The organism is Flavobacterium sp. RHBU_3 (assembly GCF_046613565.1).
Taxonomy (GTDB): domain Bacteria; phylum Bacteroidota; class Bacteroidia; order Flavobacteriales; family Flavobacteriaceae; genus Flavobacterium.
Map to the genome: position 1 here is coordinate 32319 of NZ_JBKJHC010000002.1, position 16492 is coordinate 48810.

General features: G+C 39.9%; 15 protein-coding genes. 8 read left to right on the top strand and 7 right to left on the bottom strand.

The window, feature by feature from the left end; genetic code table 11:
• Window positions 1-120 precede the first annotated feature (120 nt).
• From ACLI1A_RS02405 to ACLI1A_RS02415, 3 genes are all read right to left on the bottom strand, one after another.
• Window positions 121-510 carry a DoxX family protein gene (locus tag ACLI1A_RS02405; RefSeq protein WP_411405711.1) on the bottom strand — a complete coding sequence of 130 codons (390 nt, stop codon included), beginning with the start codon at window positions 508-510 and terminating at the stop codon, window positions 121-123.
• Between the two features lie 184 nt (window positions 511-694).
• A complete protein-coding gene (locus tag ACLI1A_RS02410) occupies window positions 695-1843 on the bottom strand; it encodes an ATP-binding protein (protein ID WP_411405713.1) in 1149 nt (382 codons plus the stop codon).
• 69 nt (window positions 1844-1912) lie between these two features.
• Window positions 1913-3901 (bottom strand): ATP-binding protein, encoded by a 1989-nt coding sequence (locus ACLI1A_RS02415; protein WP_411405715.1) that lies wholly within the window; start codon window positions 3899-3901, stop codon window positions 1913-1915.
• A 283-nt stretch (window positions 3902-4184) separates the two neighbouring features.
• On the opposite strand from ACLI1A_RS02415, the gene ACLI1A_RS02420 reads away from it, so the two are divergent.
• The 4 genes from ACLI1A_RS02420 (at window position 4185) to ACLI1A_RS02435 (ending at window position 8695) form a co-directional block, all read left to right on the top strand.
• The gene (locus ACLI1A_RS02420; RefSeq protein ID WP_411405717.1) at window positions 4185-5372 is read left to right on the top strand and encodes a phosphoglycerate kinase; all 1188 of its coding nucleotides are present in this window, start codon (window positions 4185-4187) and stop codon (window positions 5370-5372) included.
• Between the two features lie 84 nt (window positions 5373-5456).
• The gene (locus tag ACLI1A_RS02425) at window positions 5457-7238 is read left to right on the top strand and encodes a LysM peptidoglycan-binding domain-containing protein (RefSeq protein ID WP_411405719.1); all 1782 of its coding nucleotides are present in this window, start codon (window positions 5457-5459) and stop codon (window positions 7236-7238) included.
• Between the two features lie 24 nt (window positions 7239-7262).
• Window positions 7263-8246 (top strand): DUF4837 family protein, encoded by a 984-nt coding sequence (locus ACLI1A_RS02430; protein WP_411405721.1) that lies wholly within the window; start codon window positions 7263-7265, stop codon window positions 8244-8246.
• Window positions 8243-8695, top strand: coding sequence for a GNAT family N-acetyltransferase (locus ACLI1A_RS02435; RefSeq protein WP_411405723.1), 453 nt, complete (start codon window positions 8243-8245; stop codon window positions 8693-8695). The genes ACLI1A_RS02430 and ACLI1A_RS02435 overlap by 4 nt, the downstream gene beginning before the upstream one ends.
• Before the next feature lie 18 nt (window positions 8696-8713).
• On the opposite strand, the gene ACLI1A_RS02440 is transcribed toward ACLI1A_RS02435, so the two are convergent.
• The 4 genes from ACLI1A_RS02440 to ACLI1A_RS02455 all read right to left on the bottom strand — a co-directional run bounded on the left by ACLI1A_RS02440 (window position 8714) and on the right by ACLI1A_RS02455 (window position 12326).
• On the bottom strand, window positions 8714-9895 hold the full coding sequence (locus ACLI1A_RS02440; protein ID WP_411405725.1) for a hypothetical protein: 1182 nt from the start codon (window positions 9893-9895) through the stop codon (window positions 8714-8716).
• A gap of 448 nt (window positions 9896-10343) precedes the next feature.
• Window positions 10344-10931 carry a hypothetical protein gene (locus ACLI1A_RS02445; RefSeq protein WP_411405727.1) on the bottom strand — a complete coding sequence of 196 codons (588 nt, stop codon included), beginning with the start codon at window positions 10929-10931 and terminating at the stop codon, window positions 10344-10346.
• A gap of 1 nt (window position 10932) precedes the next feature.
• On the bottom strand, window positions 10933-11526 hold the full coding sequence (locus ACLI1A_RS02450) for a hypothetical protein (RefSeq protein ID WP_411405729.1): 594 nt from the start codon (window positions 11524-11526) through the stop codon (window positions 10933-10935).
• A gap of 107 nt (window positions 11527-11633) precedes the next feature.
• Complete coding sequence (locus tag ACLI1A_RS02455) at window positions 11634-12326, bottom strand: helix-turn-helix transcriptional regulator (RefSeq protein WP_411405731.1); 693 nt, start codon at window positions 12324-12326, stop codon at window positions 11634-11636.
• Between the two features lie 162 nt (window positions 12327-12488).
• Between ACLI1A_RS02455 and rnpA the strand changes: the two genes are divergently transcribed.
• Genes rnpA through ACLI1A_RS02475 form a run of 4 tightly spaced genes read left to right on the top strand, consistent with a single transcriptional unit; the run spans window position 12489 to window position 16374 of the window.
• Window positions 12489-12881 carry a ribonuclease P protein component gene (gene rnpA / locus ACLI1A_RS02460; RefSeq protein ID WP_411405733.1) on the top strand — a complete coding sequence of 131 codons (393 nt, stop codon included), beginning with the start codon at window positions 12489-12491 and terminating at the stop codon, window positions 12879-12881.
• Window positions 12882-12932: 51 nt separating this feature from the next.
• Window positions 12933-13868, top strand: a complete 936-nt coding sequence (locus ACLI1A_RS02465) for a DUF4349 domain-containing protein (protein ID WP_411405735.1) — start codon at window positions 12933-12935, stop codon at window positions 13866-13868.
• Window positions 13852-15495, top strand: a complete 1644-nt coding sequence (locus ACLI1A_RS02470; RefSeq protein ID WP_411405737.1) for a S41 family peptidase — start codon at window positions 13852-13854, stop codon at window positions 15493-15495. Before ACLI1A_RS02465 ends, ACLI1A_RS02470 begins: the two co-directional genes overlap by 17 nt.
• A 48-nt stretch (window positions 15496-15543) precedes the next feature.
• A complete protein-coding gene (locus ACLI1A_RS02475; RefSeq protein WP_411405739.1) occupies window positions 15544-16374 on the top strand; it encodes a sulfurtransferase in 831 nt (276 codons plus the stop codon).
• Window positions 16375-16492: the final 118 nt, after the last annotated feature.

Below are 16492 nucleotides of genomic sequence, written 5' to 3' on the forward strand. Positions count from 1 at the left end.
CAAGAAAAAGGGCTGTTTCAAGGGTGGTATTTACAACTCCTGAAACAGCCCTATATTTTTGGCTTATTTTAAAATATAAGTATCTAAAGCTCTAATAATCCAACCATCAAAAAATCCATTTTACAACCAGCTCAGCAGCAATACTGCCGGAACAAAGTAAATAGCTATGGTACGGGCACCGTCGTAGTCTTTGGCAAGTCGCTGGCCCAGTAGTAGGAAAATAAGTGTTACAGCGCTAAGTATACCTGAATAATATGCGAAATCGGTGCCTTCATCCATAAGCAACTTTATGATACCGATTACCGAAAATGCGCCCGAAAGCACCTCAAGTACAAGTATAAGCATTAGTGAAGCAGGCACCATATTTTTGATGATGGTTGCAGAAAAATGTCCTTTCAGCCAGCCTACGTTGCCCTGCCAGTCCATGATTTTATCGTAGCCCGATTGTATGAACGTTACGGCATAAAAAGCCAGTACTATGATAATTGCAGTTTGGTTATGCGTTTCCATGTATGTTGTGTTTGTTTAGGTGTTCAAAAATAACAAAAGTTTGCTTTGCAGCATATTAAGTTTTTACGGAAAGGAAAAATATTCCTACAAATCCATGTTTTGAGATTTCTCCACTTGCTTCGACAGTCCGGGCAAAGCCCTCGTGTCGCTGCGCTTCGGTCGAAATTGAACATCAAAACAGCCGTTATTTCCTGTGGATAAGTCGCGTAAGCTTTATAGACAGGTCGGTAAGGATAATTTTGGCATTACCGTTTCGTTCTATGTGGTAAAGGGCATCACTTAGCTCCTTAAAAATTTCGGTAATATTTGTGCCGTTTACAAAGGGTGCAAATTTTTCCAGCTTGAAATTTTCAACAGATGGCTCCATGTAAACCAATGGCTTAGCACCGTAATTTAGCAACAGCGCCTGACGAAACATATCAATGCAGTAATTCAGGAATTGCTTTTGTGCCTCGCGGCCAATGCCCGCTATCTGTTCGCTCCAGCTTATCAGGTCGTGTATGGCAGCTGCATTACCTTTGGCACGGAATGCAGCACGCACCCACATAATAAACCATTCCTCAAACGGGAATTCATCTTCGGTTTTGTGCAGTAAGTGTAAGGCTTTGTTGTAGTTACCCTGCGCCTGGTGTGCCAGTTTCATGGCCGTGTTTGGTTCTGTTTTTTCACGTGAAACAAGCCCGTCGGCTATTACCTGCTCGGGCAGCCCGTTAAACTGCAATACCTGGCAACGGCTCAGTATGGTTTGCAGTATATCGTCCTGGCTTTCGGCTATTAGGATAAACACCGTTTTTTGCGGCGGTTCTTCCAGCAGTTTCAGCAGCTTATTAGCGGTGGCAGTGTTCATCTTGTCCGCCATCCAAATGATCATCACTTTGTACCCGCCTTCAAAAGCTTTCAGCGAAAGCGATTTTACAATCTCCGTAGCCTCATCTACACCTATTTGCCCCTGCTTGTTGGCAATGTCTATTTTCTTGTACCAATCAAACAGGCCTCCATAAGGCGTTTCGGTAATAAACTCGCGCCAGTGCTTTAAAAAGTTGGCACTTACCGGGTGGCTTTTCACTTCACTATTTGCCGCTACCGGAAATACAAAATGCAAATCCGGGTGCGAAAAGTGTTCAAATTTTAGGTTGCACGCCGCATTACCGCCCTGGTTTTCGCCACCGGTATTGCTGCACAGTATGTACTGTGCGTAGGCTATAGCCAAAGGAAGCGTGCCGCTGCCTTCGGGGCCTATAAACAATTGTGCATGGGGTATGCGCCCACTGTCGGCGCTGGTAGCCAGGTGGCTTTTTATGTGGTCTTGGCCTAAGATTTCTGAAAAAAGCATAGGGCAAAGATAACAGAAGTTACTTAGTTTGTTAAACTATTTTATTCATCTTGAGAAATCAAAGACTTGTTAATCATCAGTAGCCATTTGGGTAAGGATTCTCGTAGCTTCACTATTTTCTAGTGTTATTAAGCTATCAATGACAATATCTTTAAAATCTAAATTCTTGATCAGATGTTTATGTCGAATATCAAAAATTTTAAATATGTCATCCCATCTATATGCGTATATTTCGTAGTTCTTTACGCTTTGCACTAAAAATTTTTTATTTTTATTTCTTTGTGATTCGTATTGATCAATTATCCAGTCATCTACACCTTTTCCAACAAGAATTAACTTCCATTTTCTAAGTTCACTATTAAAGTTTGGTTCACTAATTATATACCTTATGTATTCTTCAATTTGGTCGTACTGTTTTTTACCAATAGTTACGGATGGTCGTTTCAACTCTATAATTATATTTTCTTCTATGCTGTCTTCTTGATCGTTAGAAAAGATTTGATGTTGTCGGGCAATAAAAACATCTGGTCGTTTAAGCTTTAAGGATTGGTTTTTTAGGCCTAAGTTTTTTTTATCAGACTCGATGAATGCTAAATAATTATTCAGAGTTTTTTCAAAATTCAAATCTGCACTTACCAAATGATATTGCTCTCCAAATAACCAGTAATTTTTTTCGATGATTTTTTGTATTTGATCTCTCTCCGTTGTAAATTCTTCAAAGTCAAATACTAATAGTTTGAGGATAGATATTACTTCAAAGCGATTTTTCAGTTCTGAAATTAGTTTGGTTATATTTGATAATTTACTGTCTTCTAATATTTTTGACAGCTCTATTCTTTCATTGTCTGTTAATTCAATTACTCGATCTAAAATATTCAAAACGCTTTCTCTTTGTTCACTGTCTAATAGTAAATTTAAGAATCCTACTATTGTTTTACTTTGAGGATCTTTTAGTCCCTGAAAAATTTTTGGGCTTAAACAATAAATCTCCCTAATAACATTCTCTAGATCTTGTTTTCTGATGTTATCATATTGATTATCCTTAAATTTTGGAAAAATGTTTTTACGTTTATAATCATTAATTAAATTCTCAGCTTTATGTTCTCTAATAAAATTCCTCTCTTGCTCAAGAACTAATTGATTAAGTCTTTTTACTAATGTTTTAAACGTGATGTCATTTTTAGTATTTCCAAATTCTTCGAAAGTAGGTTGTTCATTTTCAATAATATAATATTCATCAAAATATTTTGAATCAATGTATACTGAATGATGGAAATCTTCTGTTTTATTATTGAATGAAGTATGTTGTTTATCCACGATTTTCAAGCTATCGTCCAGGAAATAATAGTAATACTTTTCTCCGATATTCCTTTTCCACTTAATAAAGTTGATGTGGAAATCGTATCCATCGATATTTAAAGTCTCATTTGTTGAATATTCAATAATGCTACCATAATCGATTTGATAATCATTTACTGTCAATCTAAATTTAGAGCTTCTATTTAAAAATAGATACCAACCAAATTCATCCGTAATAAAGTTAATGAATTCTTGTGTATAAAGTAAATCAGCTGTTAGATCAGTGAAATTCGAAAATTCTACGATAGTACCAGTTTCTTTATTTTTGTGGAGTGAATTATTTGAAGTGGTAAAAGATGGTAAAGAATGCTTTTCTAAAGTAATTTCAAATGATATGATCCCTTTTTCAGATTTATAAACTGTTTTCCATTTAGCATTGATACAAAAGTTTATAAATGAAAATCTTCCTTTGCCTTTTTTTCCTCTTATTACTCCATGATAATTATTTGACGAGGTCTTTTTTGAATCTAAAAATTGCCCAAAAGTTTCGTCGATTGTTTCGAAATTAATTCCGGTTCCATTGTCACTTATTTGAAAGTCAGTTATGTAGTTTATTTCATTGTTGGAAAACGTTATTTCAATTTGGCTTGCTTCAGCATCAAATCCATTCCAAATATATTCTGCAATAGCTTTTTTAAAATCCTTAACTAAACTTTGTTCTATACTTTTATAGGTAATTTTTGTTGTATGTTTCTTCATAATGGGTTGGTGATTAAGATTTCAAATTTAACAAAAATCTTCTTTATAAAGTTTTTAGCCTTAAAAATCCGCAATCGATTTCTTGAAAAATCTACTTTTTAAATTCGTTACATATTATTTCCGTTTCATGCAGAAAAACCAACTTTAACATATATGTAAATTACTGTAAATCAAAATATTATTTGTTTTAAGCAAATCTTTATGAACAATTATTTGGGTAATTATTAACACAAAAACCTATATTTGCATTTCACCATACTTAAAACAGAACATAAATAACTCTATGAAAACCCTTTCAGACATCAATTTTAAAGACAAAAAAGCTGTAATACGTGTTGACTTCAACGTTCCTCTGGATGAGAACTTTAACGTAACTGACGATACCCGTATCGTAGCTGCAAAACCTACAATTGATAAAATTCTGGAAGATGGCGGAAGCGTTATCCTTATGAGCCACCTGGGCCGCCCGAAAGGAAAAGAGGAAAAATATTCGCTTAAGCACATTGCTGCCAAAGTAAGTGAAGTGCTGGGCAAAGAAGTAAAGTTTGCTGAAGACTGTATAGGTGAAGTAGCTGAATCTGCTGCTGCATCACTACAGCCTGGTGAAGTATTGCTGCTTGAAAACCTTCGTTTTTACGCTGAAGAAGAAGCCGGCGACGAAGAATTTGCAGGTAAACTGGCAAAACTGGGCGATGTGTATGTAAACGACGCTTTCGGTACGGCACACCGCGCTCACGCTTCTACTACTATCATTGCTAAGTTCTTCCCTGAGGCTAAGGTATTTGGTACCCTGCTTGCTAAGGAAATAGAAAGCCTTGATAAAGTACTTAAAAACAGCGAGAAGCCTGTAACTGCAATTCTTGGTGGTAGCAAGGTTTCTACAAAAATTACGGTTATAGAGAACATTCTTAATAAAATAGACCACCTGATTGTAGGTGGCGGTATGACGTATACCTTCATTAAAGCCCTTGGCGGAAATGTAGGTAACTCTATCTGCGAGCTTGACAAGCTGGATCTTGCACACGAAATCTTGGCTAAAGCCAAAGAAAACAACGTACAGGTACACATCCCTGTAGACGTTGTGGCTGCTGATGATTTTAGCCCTAACGCTAATACTCAGATTGTAGACGTTATGGAAATCCCTGACGGATGGCAAGGTCTTGATGCAGGTCCAAAAACTCTTGAAAACTTTAAAGAAGTAATATTACAAAGCAAAACCATCCTTTGGAACGGTCCTATCGGCGTGTTTGAAATGGAGAAATTTGCTAACGGAACAATAACCCTTGGCGAGTATATTGCTGAGGCTACTGCAAGCGGAGCATTCTCTCTTGTAGGTGGTGGCGACTCTGTGGCGGCTGTAAAACAGTTTGGCCTGGAGCCTAAAATGAGCTACGTTTCTACAGGCGGCGGCGCCATGCTGGAAATGCTGGAAGGACGTACGCTTCCGGGTATAGCTGCTATACTGGAATAGTTAAAAAATACAATAAAACCCTGAAGGCCGGAGTTATACTGGTCTGTGTCCCAGAGGCACGTAATTTATAGTGAGGAGTAAATTATGAGGAAAAAAAGAACATTGTCGTTACTATTTGCGCTGCTTTCAGCGGGGCTTTTTGCCCAGGAAACGGCACAAACAGAGATATCGCCCAGGCCGTATGTAAAGGTTTCATACCTTGATTCAATAAAAGGCAGTTTTGTGCGCAACCACGAAATGGCCTGTATTGACAGCCTATGGATGGGTGAGCTGGCTAACGACGACCTGTTTGAAGACATGCAAAACGACCTTAGGAACATTAACCCCGATGTTGATGTAGACTACAGGGCGCTTAGCACTGAGGTTCTTAAAGACAGGCTTGCAAAGCTGGATGCTGCATCTCCGTTTAACATAGAATACAGCAAAGGACTGGAAAACATTATAAAATCGTACCTTAAAAACCGTCCGAAAAGCTATGAAAGGCTGATGGCGATAAGCGAGTACTATTTCCCGATGTTTGAAGAGCATCTTGCCAAATACAATGTTCCGCTTGAACTTAAATACCTTGCCATAGTAGAAAGTGCGCTAAACCCAAGGGCAAAAAGCCCGGTAGGTGCTACAGGCCTTTGGCAGTTTATGTACCCTACAGGTAAGCAGTATAACCTTGAAGTAAACAGCTATGTAGACGAGCGTTGCGACCCTCTAAAAGCTACAGAAGCTGCCTGCCAGTACCTGCTAAGCCTTTATAACATTTTTGGCGACTGGGATCTTGTGCTTGCCTCATACAACGCAGGTCCGGGTAACGTAACTAAGGCTATCCGTCGTAGTGGTAACTACAAAAGCTACTGGAACATCCGTAAAAACCTGCCTAAGGAAACACAGGCATACAACCCTGCGTTCCTGGCTACCATGTACATTTACGAATATTCTAAGGAGCACGGCCTGAAAGGACAAAAAGCGGCGCTTACTTACTTTGAGACTGATACTGTAATGGTAAAACGCCAAATGTCGTTCAGGCAGATATCAGAACTGTTAGACATACCGGTTAAGCAACTTCAGTTCCTTAACCCTATCTATAAACTTGATGTAATTCCGTTTACGGGCGCTAAGGCACATTACCTGAGGCTTCCTAAGGAGAAAATAGGTTTATTCGCTTCAAACGAAAATGCCATTTATGCTTATATAGATCACGAAAGCACTAGGCGCGAAAGGCCATACTGGGTAGGACGTCCTGATAAAGATTCTACTGCTATAGCTGCAGCACCGGCTAAGAGTAAATCAAAGTACCAGAAGAAAACTAATGTTTCCACAAAAACCTATGTGGTGAAGAGTGGTGATAACCTGGGCGCCATTGCAGATAAGTATGATGTAAGCCTTGCTGAGCTTAAGAAGTGGAACCACATTAAGGGCACAAACATCAGGGCGGGTCAGAAGCTTAAAATACAAAAGATAACTACAGTTAAAGAACGTATAGTAGCTGAGGAAGAACCGGAAACAGCTATTGCAGCTAACGATACTACGAAAGCTTCAAAAACAGCTACGGCTAAAACCGCCGACAAGTCTAAAACTGCTATAGCAGCAAAAGGCAAAGAGAAACAAGAACAAACCGAAGATGCACAGGCTATTGCGGCTGCTGATTGTGATACTCCGGCTGAACAAAAGGTAAACAATGCTGTGGCATCGCAACCGAAAAGGCGTGATACGACCTATGACGAAGCCCGTTTATACATTGTACAGAAAGGTGACTCACTGTTCAGTATAGCCAGGAAACACCCGGGTGTTACTGTAGACAACCTTAAGGACTGGAACGAGATAAAAGGTGAGAGCATACAGCCCGGAATGAAACTGAAAGTAGGAGACAACTAAGAAATGCTCCCTAACATATTTACCATGAAAAAAGTGCAGCAAATAGTAGCGATGGCGTTGCTTATTGGCTGCACTTTTTCGTCTTGTAAAGGTGACGATGACCAAAATGTATCGGAAGGCGGGCCAAATGAGGTAAGCATTATTATAAGCGATGCCTTGTGGAATGGCGCGGTGGGCGACAGCCTTCGCAAAAAATTTGCCGCTCCTGTAGAGGGTCTTGTACAGGAAGAGCCCATTTTTACCCTGAACCAGTATCGTGGCCAGCTGCTGGACGACGATATAAAGCACGGTCGAAATATCATATTCATAAACCAGGGCGATGGGCTTAAACTGGATTACCGCTACAAACAAAACAGTTATTGTAATCCGCAAAATGTTTTTACGCTTACCGGTAAGGATATTCCTGAATTGATAGAGGCGGTACAGATGTACAGCGATGAAATCATAAGGACGATAAAACAGGGCGAGATTTCGCGTGCGCAAAAACAGGATATAGAAGTTGGCCTGCGCGATACCACTTACTTTATCAACCAGTACGACCTGAGTATAAAAGTTCCGCACAGCTACCGTTACGCCATAAGAAATGAAAGTTTTGTTTGGCTGAAAAAAGAGATACAGGGAGGTAACACTAACCTGTTGCTCTACCGTGTACCCTATGTTACCTTGGAGAAAGACCGTGATATGATAAACAACATTATCCGTATGCGCGATTCGGTGGGTACGCTATACATTCACGGTCGCGAGCCGGAAACGTACATGGTTACCGAGGCATCTTATTCGCCATCGGTGTTCATGACCGGGTTTAAGGACCATCATGCGCTGGAAACCCGTGGCAACTGGGAAATGAAAAACGATTTTATGAGCGGTCCGTTCATCAACTTCAGTATACGCGACAACAAAAACCAGTGCTATATGGTTATTGAGGGATTTATTTATTGCCCGTCGTCGCCTAAGCGCGACCTGCTGCTGGAACTTGAGGCCATAATACGCTCCACAAAATTCTTATGAGTGTACAATTCGAAATAAAGCGATTTAACGAGCTTTCTACATTAGAACTATATCAATCCCTGCAACTGCGCGCAAACGTGTTTGTAGTGGAGCAAAACTGCGTTTATCCGGATATTGACGGTAAAGATGCTAAAGCATTACACCTCCTGGGCACGTTTGAGGGTAAAATAGTAGCTTATGCACGCCTGTTTGATGGCGGATATTATTTTGACAATCCATCTATAGGCAGGGTGGTGGTAGATGCCGATTATCGCGACCGTAAATGGGGTCACGATCTGATGCGTGCCGCCATACAGGGCATTTACGATAACTTTGGGCAAAAAGCCATTACCATATCGGCACAGGAATACCTGAAAAAGTTTTACGAAAGCCACGGTTTTGAGCAGGAAGGCGCTGGGTATTTAGAAGATGATATACCGCACATACGTATGCACAAATTTTTTGTTTAAGGTTTCAAGTTTGCTGAATTATTTGTTCACTTTTGTTAGCGTGTCAATCAGGTATTTTCTAATTTTTGAATAAGGAATTGTTACACGGTCAAACATTACCGGAAGGCAGGCCATACCCACATCATATTGTGCTATAAAAGTAAACGATTTTTCGTCGTTTATTTCTATTAGAAGTTTATCTATTTCAAATGGAGTAAATACTAAATCCTCAAGGTAGGAATTTGTTTCTTTGATATCTTCCTTTTTCATTTTAAGAAACTGTTGCTCCAACTTCCGGTTTATTTTTTGCAAAAGTTTTTCATATTTTTCATTAAAGATAGCTTGGTTAGGTAACGTGTCCTTTTGTAAAATGATTAAGTCCTGATAATACATTCTGCCTTTACCGTCCGGTTCACTCACATTTACAAATTTATAGCCGCGCCAATTTCGCGTAATGGTGGTTGTGGTATCATTTTGTGGCTCACCGGGAGTAAATTCGTTGTAAACCAGCTTATAATGAGTAGTTTTATTCATGTACGGACCTTTTTTCCAAATCTCCCCATCATAACGGCGGCGTTCCTCAGCAGTCAAGATTTTTCCTGTATACATTGCTGATCCAGGATAAAGCCAGCCTAAAAAAGGTATTCCGTTATTAAAAGCTTTAAAGTAACCTTCATCAAGACAAGAATATAGTTCTTTGTTAAATTTTTCCACAGCAACTGCTTTTGGTATGAGTTTGTAATTGCCGGCGCACCAATAGCTTTTGTGCGAATATACAGAGCCGTTTTTCGTTTCATAGGTGTATGTATACCCATCAAAGCCCCATGGCCAACCCGTTATGTATTTCTTGTCAGGTATGGTGTCTACCTTTGACTGCGTTATTATTTTATACATTTTTGCAACCTCTTTTCTGCTGAGATTAAATACCTTGGTATACACGCCGCTATTGTTTTGTGAAGATTCATGAACCATATATGTTATACTGCCTGAAAGTTGATTTGTACTGTCTTTACGAATTTCAAGTAAAGAACGGGGATTCCAACTCCTGAAAACAAATGGTTCTTGTAAACCGCAGATAGGCTCTATGTCAAATCGGTTTTCAACGTCGTGAGTGTATTTTATACTCGTAGTATCGCTGTCTTTTGTATAATGAATGTTTTGCTGAGCCAAAGAATTAAACACACCTAACAAAATTAATATTTTGGTAATCAATACTTTCATAGATTAGTCATTTATGATTTTTTGATTAATGCGACTATACAATTTATCAACTCAAGTAATTGTATTAATACAAAGATTATTAGGAAGCTTATCAATAACAATCCGTCCGAAACACTATCAAAAGCACTATTTGTGTAATAACGCTGTGGTAGGGATGTATAAGTAAAACAGTAAATCAACATTAACAAATAGAAGAAAAATAAAACACTACCCCAAACATGGATACGTGTCGGCCAAACTAATAACTTTTTCTTCAAAAGAACCGGTAGCAAATATGGTAGTCCGATTATAAAATATAGTATTGCTAAAAGTATGTAAAAATGTTTGTACAAGATTACATAGTAAGTGTCATGTATATTTATATCCAGTGTGCTGTCGGGTGAGTTATTAAAAAATGGTAAAATAAGGCATGCAATACTCACAGCCCATAGATATAGGTAAGGATGTTTCATCTTTTGGTAGTTTGTTTAATAAAATGGGTTCTTGTAAAACCTTCTTTAGTTATGGATACTTCAGCTATTTCGCCACGATTTATTGAATGCGCGCTGTTATTTTCAAGATTGAGTATATGAGTGCCGTCCTGAGTGTAATAGCTTGTGGCACCACTAAGCTTATTAGGGATAAAATTGTATGAATTGGCTATCAATAACGCTTCATCAAGATTGTCTACATCGCCAATAAAATCTCTTATGTGCTCTTGCGGGAAATATTCAACGTTGTTGTTTTTAATTCCAACGAAAAAATTACTTCGCAACTTGATTACGCTATCAAGATTAATAAGGTTCCGCAATTCTTTATTGCCTTTTTCAAAGGTTTCAGAACCCGTATATCGCCAGTAATCATAATCTTTTTTTGGGTTTATATCTTTTACAAAATTTGAGATATCCCTATCAAATGGATTAATGTCATAATATTTTTCGGGGTAATTGTATTTAACCTTTGGCAACGATTCTGTGCGTGTTTTACCTTTTTTGTCGCAACCTGCAAAGCCAAACATTACAACAATAGCAACTATACATATCAGTTTCTTTTTCATTCTATCTGGCTTTTATTAATCGTTCCGTTTTTATAAAGCCGTCTTTGGTAATAGTAATTTTTTCCGACGGTAAAGCCACCCTGCCGTAGGTGCTATATTTGTTGGCATTAAACTGATAATTTCCGTTTACTACCCTGTAGTGATTTCCAGTGTTATAATAGTTAAAACTTGCCGCATATAGTAGGGCTTCTTCAATATTGTCAATTGTTCCTAAGAAGTCCCTTAATTTTAGTTCGGTATCTATATATCGAACTTTCTTGTTCTTTACTGCGATTATAAATTGGGAACAAAAGTTTGGATGACAACCATGAAAAAAGCCAAGATTGGGAGGTTTCTGTAAAGTATATTTCCGGTACAGGGTGTCGCCGGCTTCTTTAATTATCGGTTTATCATAAAAATAGTTGAGGTTATAACCCACATATGCCCAGTAATCATAGTGCTTATCAGGTTGTATTTTCTTTGCCCAAAAGCAGGATGGAATTTCATTTTCAGGAGTTTTTGGTATTTTGCATTCTACGGTTTTCTCCATAGCTTTCCTGTCTGTACAAGACACCAGTAGTATAGAAATTAAAGTATATCTGAGTATTGATTTCATGGTGGGTAGGTATAAAAAACTATGGGCAATTTACACATACTTTGCAAAACGCAAAAAGTAAAATGTAAATTGCCCACAGGCTATTTTGTTGAATGTAAATATCTTGCTTAAAACATGGAGTTGATGCGTATGCTGCCCTTAACCAGTGCCAGCGCCCTTATAGACTGCATGGGCACGTCTTTTGGTTGATGCTTAGGGTTTTCGCTCACCAGTTTTATGTGGTCTGTTTCCTCGCTGCGGTGTATGTATTTTACGGTAATGTACTCATCGCCACCCATATCCAGGCCCAGCAAGTACATTTCACCGAAGAAAATACTGTTTTTAATATCGTCCAGTATCTTGTACATCACTATATCACCGCTGTTTAGTATGGGGCGCATACTATCTCCGGTAACATATACTGCACCGTCGCATTTGGGTAGGTGTGGTACCGAGATAAAATCATCGGGCTTCATGGTATTGGCACTGCCAAAAAGCGGCACTATACCGGCCACAGCTTCCAGGTTGTACAGCGGTATCTTCTGGCTTTCTACGGTAACATCGGTTTTCAGGCGGAAAGTAGTTACCCCTGTAGGTAGTTCGCTTTCAGGCAGTAGCATATCGCCAAAGCCCGTAAGCAGCCAGTTAGGGTTTAGCTGTGGGTACTGGGTTATTATTTTTTCCAGTACGTTGCTGCCTATGCTTTTCTCGTCTTTTACAGCCTTGCTTATAGCACCGCGGCTTGCGCCGATACTGTTTTCAAAAGCGTAATAGCTAATGCCTGTGGCCTCTATAAACTGGCCTACCCTGCGTGATACCATATCAGAATTTTTTACAAACATAAGAAAATAATCTATATACTTCGGTGTTTTTATGCGATAATTGGGCACTACGCCCGCTTAGTGCCTTGATTTTTAACCATAAGCGTGCCCAAATGGTAAAAGAAGTGGCAAAAAGCTAAAAACATACTACCTTTGCGCCGCATGGAAACGAAACGCTACACTTATGGCAAAGCCGAAAAACTAAAAAGCCGCACACTTATTAGTGAGCTTTTTATAGACGGGCAGTCGGTAAGTAAGTACCCGCTGAGGTTGGTATTTAAGGCATTAGCGCCGGGCGAAGGGGTGGCTACCCAGGTGGGAGTTTCTGTGTCTAAAAAATATTTTAAGCGCGCACACGACCGCAACCTTTTTAAGCGCCACCTGCGTGAAGCCTACCGGCTAAACAAGCATCTTTTGCCTGATGCAGTAGAAAAACCCTATGCCATAATGTTTTTTTACCAAACCAAAGACCGCCTTACCCATGCCGAGATTATGGAGAAAACGGTAGTGCTGTTTGAGAAGTTTCTGCAAAAGGAAGGTTTTGTAAACCAGTAAACTATACTACAGATTTGGTATTTTGCGTTATACGTTAAAATCACCAAACCTATGAAGACAATTTTTTATACCCTTTTACTTGCATTAGCCCTTTCCGGCTGCAATAATCATAATTCTGAATCAACAGAAGGTGTTGAGGTTATAGAGGAAGTTAAATACAAGGCATTAGAGGTTCCAGAAGAAGGTGTATACTATTCGGCATACGATAGTACTGCTGTAGATGCTGCAGCTATGGAAGCCCCAATGGCTGACACCGATGTGAGTGAATTACCACCTCCACCACCTGTCGAAGGAAGCACTAACGATGCCTCGATTATTCAACCAAAAATCATCAAAAACGCCAACCTGCGTTTCCAGACCAATGACATAGACAGCACAACAGCTATAGTGCAGGTACTGATAGAGAAATACAAGGGCAACATTCAAAGCGATGTGCAGGAGCATGAAGACTACCAGATGTCACGCAATATGAGCCTTCGCATTCCGTCTGCCAGCTTTGATGCTTTTATAGCCGACCTGAGCAAGGGTGTGGACTATTATGACACCAAAGAAATTTCGTCGCAGGATGTTACAGAGGAATATGTAGATGTTGCTGCCCGCATTAAAACCAAAAAAGAACTGGAAAACCGCTACTACGAGCTTTTGAAAAAAGCCAACAAGGTGTCGGAGATGCTGGAAATTGAGCAAAAACTGTCGGAAATCCGAGAAGAAATTGAAGCCAAACAGGGCAGACTGAAGTACCTGCAAACTAAGGTGAGCATGAGTACTGTAGACCTGTATTTTTATAAGGAAATAGCCCGCGGTACTGCCAAAAGGCAATCGTATGGTGGTAAAATAGTGGCATCATTAGGCACAGGATTTAATTCTATATCAGATTTCTTCCTTTCCGTGCTCGACAATTGGCCGTTAATACTTATTTTCGTAATTGCGATTATACTGATCCGAAAAAAATTAAAGAAGAGGAAAAAAAATGTTCAAGAGACTTAAAAAGAAATACGTAGTTCCGGCGGTGGCCGTGGGGCTGCTGTTTACCGGCGCGGGTTTTACCTATCGCGATGATTTTTTTGAGATAGCTAAGCAGATAGAAATATTTACCACCTTGTATAAAACGGTGAATACTAACTATGTGGATCAAACGAATCCGGGCGATATGATGGACAAGGCCATAAAAAGCATGCTGGCCGATCTGGACCCCTACACGGTATACTTTAACGAGGCCGATGTGGCCAAGTTTAAGATTAACAACACGGGCGAATATACCGGTATAGGCGCCATGATAAGCCGTAAGGAGGGTAAGCTAATCATTAAAGAACCGTATAAGGATTATCCTGCCGATAAGGCCGGGCTTAAAGCGGGAGACGAAATTATACAGATAGGCGATGTGCTTTTGGCTGATTTTAAAGAAGATGCCAGCGAATTACTTAAAGGCAGTAAGAACACAAAAATTACCGTGAAATACCTGCGCCAGGGCAAACCGTATACTACAGATCTTGTACTGAGCGAGGTAGATGTAAAAGCTGTACCGTATTACGGCCTGGCCGATAAGGAAACGGGCTACATAGTGCTGTCTCAGTTTAATGCCAAAGCAAGCAGCGAAACCAAAGCGGCGTTGCTCGACCTGAAATCGCAGGGAGCCAAGCGTATTATCCTGGATCTGCGCGGAAACCCGGGCGGCCTGCTGAACGAAGCGGTAAACATTTGCAGCCTTTTTGTTAAGGAAGGCGAAATTATTGTTACCACAAAGAGCAAGAATGACAAGTATAACAATACCTATAAAACCCATGCAGCTCCGGTAGACCTGGATATTCCACTGGCTATACTGGTAGACGGTAAAAGCGCATCGGCTTCAGAAATTGTATCTGGAGCATTGCAGGATTTAGACCGTGCGGTTATCATTGGTAGCCGTAGTTTTGGTAAAGGGTTGGTACAGCGTCCGCTGGATTTAACTTATGGCACGCAGGTAAAGGTTACCATATCGCGCTATTACACGCCTTCGGGCCGTGGTATACAGGCACTGGATTATACCCATAAGGATGCCGATGGTAAGGCCATCCGCATAGATTCTAAGAACTACAACGCTTTTAAAACCCGTAACGGGCGTACTGTGTACGACGGCGGAGGTATATTACCGGATGTAGTGCTCGATGCAAGCAAACAAAGCGCCATAGCCGATGCATTGCAGCGCAAAGACGGTGTGTTTAACTACGCTACCCAGTACTACTACAAAAACCCTAACCTGGGCACCAAGATACCCACGGTAACCGATGCTGATTTTGAAGCCTTTAAGGCGTACCTGAAGAAAGAAAACTTTGAGTTTGATACCGATACCGAAAGAGCGGTTAAAGACCTGATGGTTACAGCAAAAAAAGAAAAAGTAGATGAAAGCATTAAAGCAGAATACAATGCCTTGCTTGCAGCAGTACAAAAAAGCGAAGACAAAGAGCTGGCTGCCCACAAGGAGGAAATAAAACAGCTGATTACAGATGAGCTTATAAAACGCTACCAGTACAAGGAAGGGCTTTATAAGTATTACCTGACCAGTAATACCGAGATTAAAAAAGCAACGGCTGTACTGGCTAACTCGGCTGAATATAGTAAGCTACTTAAAAAGTAATTTATACTACAATCCCCTCACTACGAGGGGATTTTTATTTTAACTGCCATGAAACCCATAATCACTGCTACTGAATTAAGCTTATTATTGAAAAAGCAAGTCATTGTATTAATTGAGGCGGGCTCTGGAAAGGAGGCAAAGTTGCGTTATAAAGAAGGTCACTTGACATCAGCTTTATACGTAGACCTTAATGAACATCTGGCAAAAGTACCCGAAAATGCTGCAATAGGCGGCAGGCATCCTTTGCCCGATATTGAGAAATTCTCTGATCTCCTCGGAAATCTTGGCATCGATAAAAATTCTCATGTAGTTGTTTATGATGATAAACAGGGCAGTAATGCGGCTGCGCGTTTCTGGTGGATGCTCAGGGCGGCAGGGCATACCGATGTTCAGGTGCTTAGTGGAGGGTTACAGGCTGCTGTGTCTTCAGGTTTTTCTATAAAAACAGATGTTCCCATTGTTCATCCAAAAAAACCTTATCCGTTTAGTGCATGGCAGTTACCTCTAAAGAATATTGATGAGGTTAAAGAAGCTTCTGAAAATGAAACAGTTGTTATTATTGATGTTCGTGATGGTGAACGATTTCTTGGTATTAGTGAGCCTTTAGACCCTATTGCTGGGCATATTAAAAACGCAATAAATATTCCATTTAAGTCTAACCTTAACGCCGTGGGTGAGTTTTTATCAGAAAGTGATTTGTATGAAAAATATGCACCGCTATTTGAGCAATATGGTAAAGATAATATCATCGTCCACTGCGGATCGGGCGTTACCGCCTGCCATACCTTGTTGGCTATGGCACAAGCGGGCTTAGGAATACCATCTCTTTATGTGGGTTCCTGGAGCGAATGGTGCCGTAATTACCCGGATAAGCCCTGATATTGATGTTTTTCGATGTGTTTTCTGAGGTTTAATATTTAAAAGTCCTTTTCTTTTAAGCACTTTTATTTGTGTTTATAACTTTTTAATAAACAAATACGCTGTAGTATTGCGCAGA

Excerpts from the sequence above, each read along its gene's own strand:
- ACLI1A_RS02445 (WP_411405727.1), bottom strand. The coding sequence starts at position 10,931 with ATGAAAAAGAAACTGATATGTATAGTTGCTATTGTTGTAATGTTTGGC.
- ACLI1A_RS02455 (WP_411405731.1), bottom strand. The coding sequence starts at position 12,326 with ATGGTATCACGCAGGGTAGGCCAGTTTATAGAGGCCACAGGCATTAGC.
- ACLI1A_RS02415 (WP_411405715.1), bottom strand. The coding sequence starts at position 3,901 with ATGAAGAAACATACAACAAAAATTACCTATAAAAGTATAGAACAAAGT.
- ACLI1A_RS02405 (WP_411405711.1), bottom strand. The coding sequence starts at position 510 with ATGGAAACGCATAACCAAACTGCAATTATCATAGTACTGGCTTTTTAT.
- ACLI1A_RS02410 (WP_411405713.1), bottom strand. The coding sequence starts at position 1,843 with ATGCTTTTTTCAGAAATCTTAGGCCAAGACCACATAAAAAGCCACCTG.
- ACLI1A_RS02470 (WP_411405737.1), top strand. The coding sequence starts at position 13,852 with ATGTTCAAGAGACTTAAAAAGAAATACGTAGTTCCGGCGGTGGCCGTG.
- ACLI1A_RS02450 (WP_411405729.1), bottom strand. The coding sequence starts at position 11,526 with ATGAAATCAATACTCAGATATACTTTAATTTCTATACTACTGGTGTCT.
- ACLI1A_RS02465 (WP_411405735.1), top strand. The coding sequence starts at position 12,933 with ATGAAGACAATTTTTTATACCCTTTTACTTGCATTAGCCCTTTCCGGC.
- rnpA (WP_411405733.1), top strand. The coding sequence starts at position 12,489 with ATGGAAACGAAACGCTACACTTATGGCAAAGCCGAAAAACTAAAAAGC.
- ACLI1A_RS02425 (WP_411405719.1), top strand. The coding sequence starts at position 5,457 with ATGAGGAAAAAAAGAACATTGTCGTTACTATTTGCGCTGCTTTCAGCG.
- ACLI1A_RS02430 (WP_411405721.1), top strand. The coding sequence starts at position 7,263 with ATGAAAAAAGTGCAGCAAATAGTAGCGATGGCGTTGCTTATTGGCTGC.
- ACLI1A_RS02420 (WP_411405717.1), top strand. The coding sequence starts at position 4,185 with ATGAAAACCCTTTCAGACATCAATTTTAAAGACAAAAAAGCTGTAATA.
- ACLI1A_RS02435 (WP_411405723.1), top strand. The coding sequence starts at position 8,243 with ATGAGTGTACAATTCGAAATAAAGCGATTTAACGAGCTTTCTACATTA.
- ACLI1A_RS02475 (WP_411405739.1), top strand. The coding sequence starts at position 15,544 with ATGAAACCCATAATCACTGCTACTGAATTAAGCTTATTATTGAAAAAG.
- ACLI1A_RS02440 (WP_411405725.1), bottom strand. The coding sequence starts at position 9,895 with ATGAAAGTATTGATTACCAAAATATTAATTTTGTTAGGTGTGTTTAAT.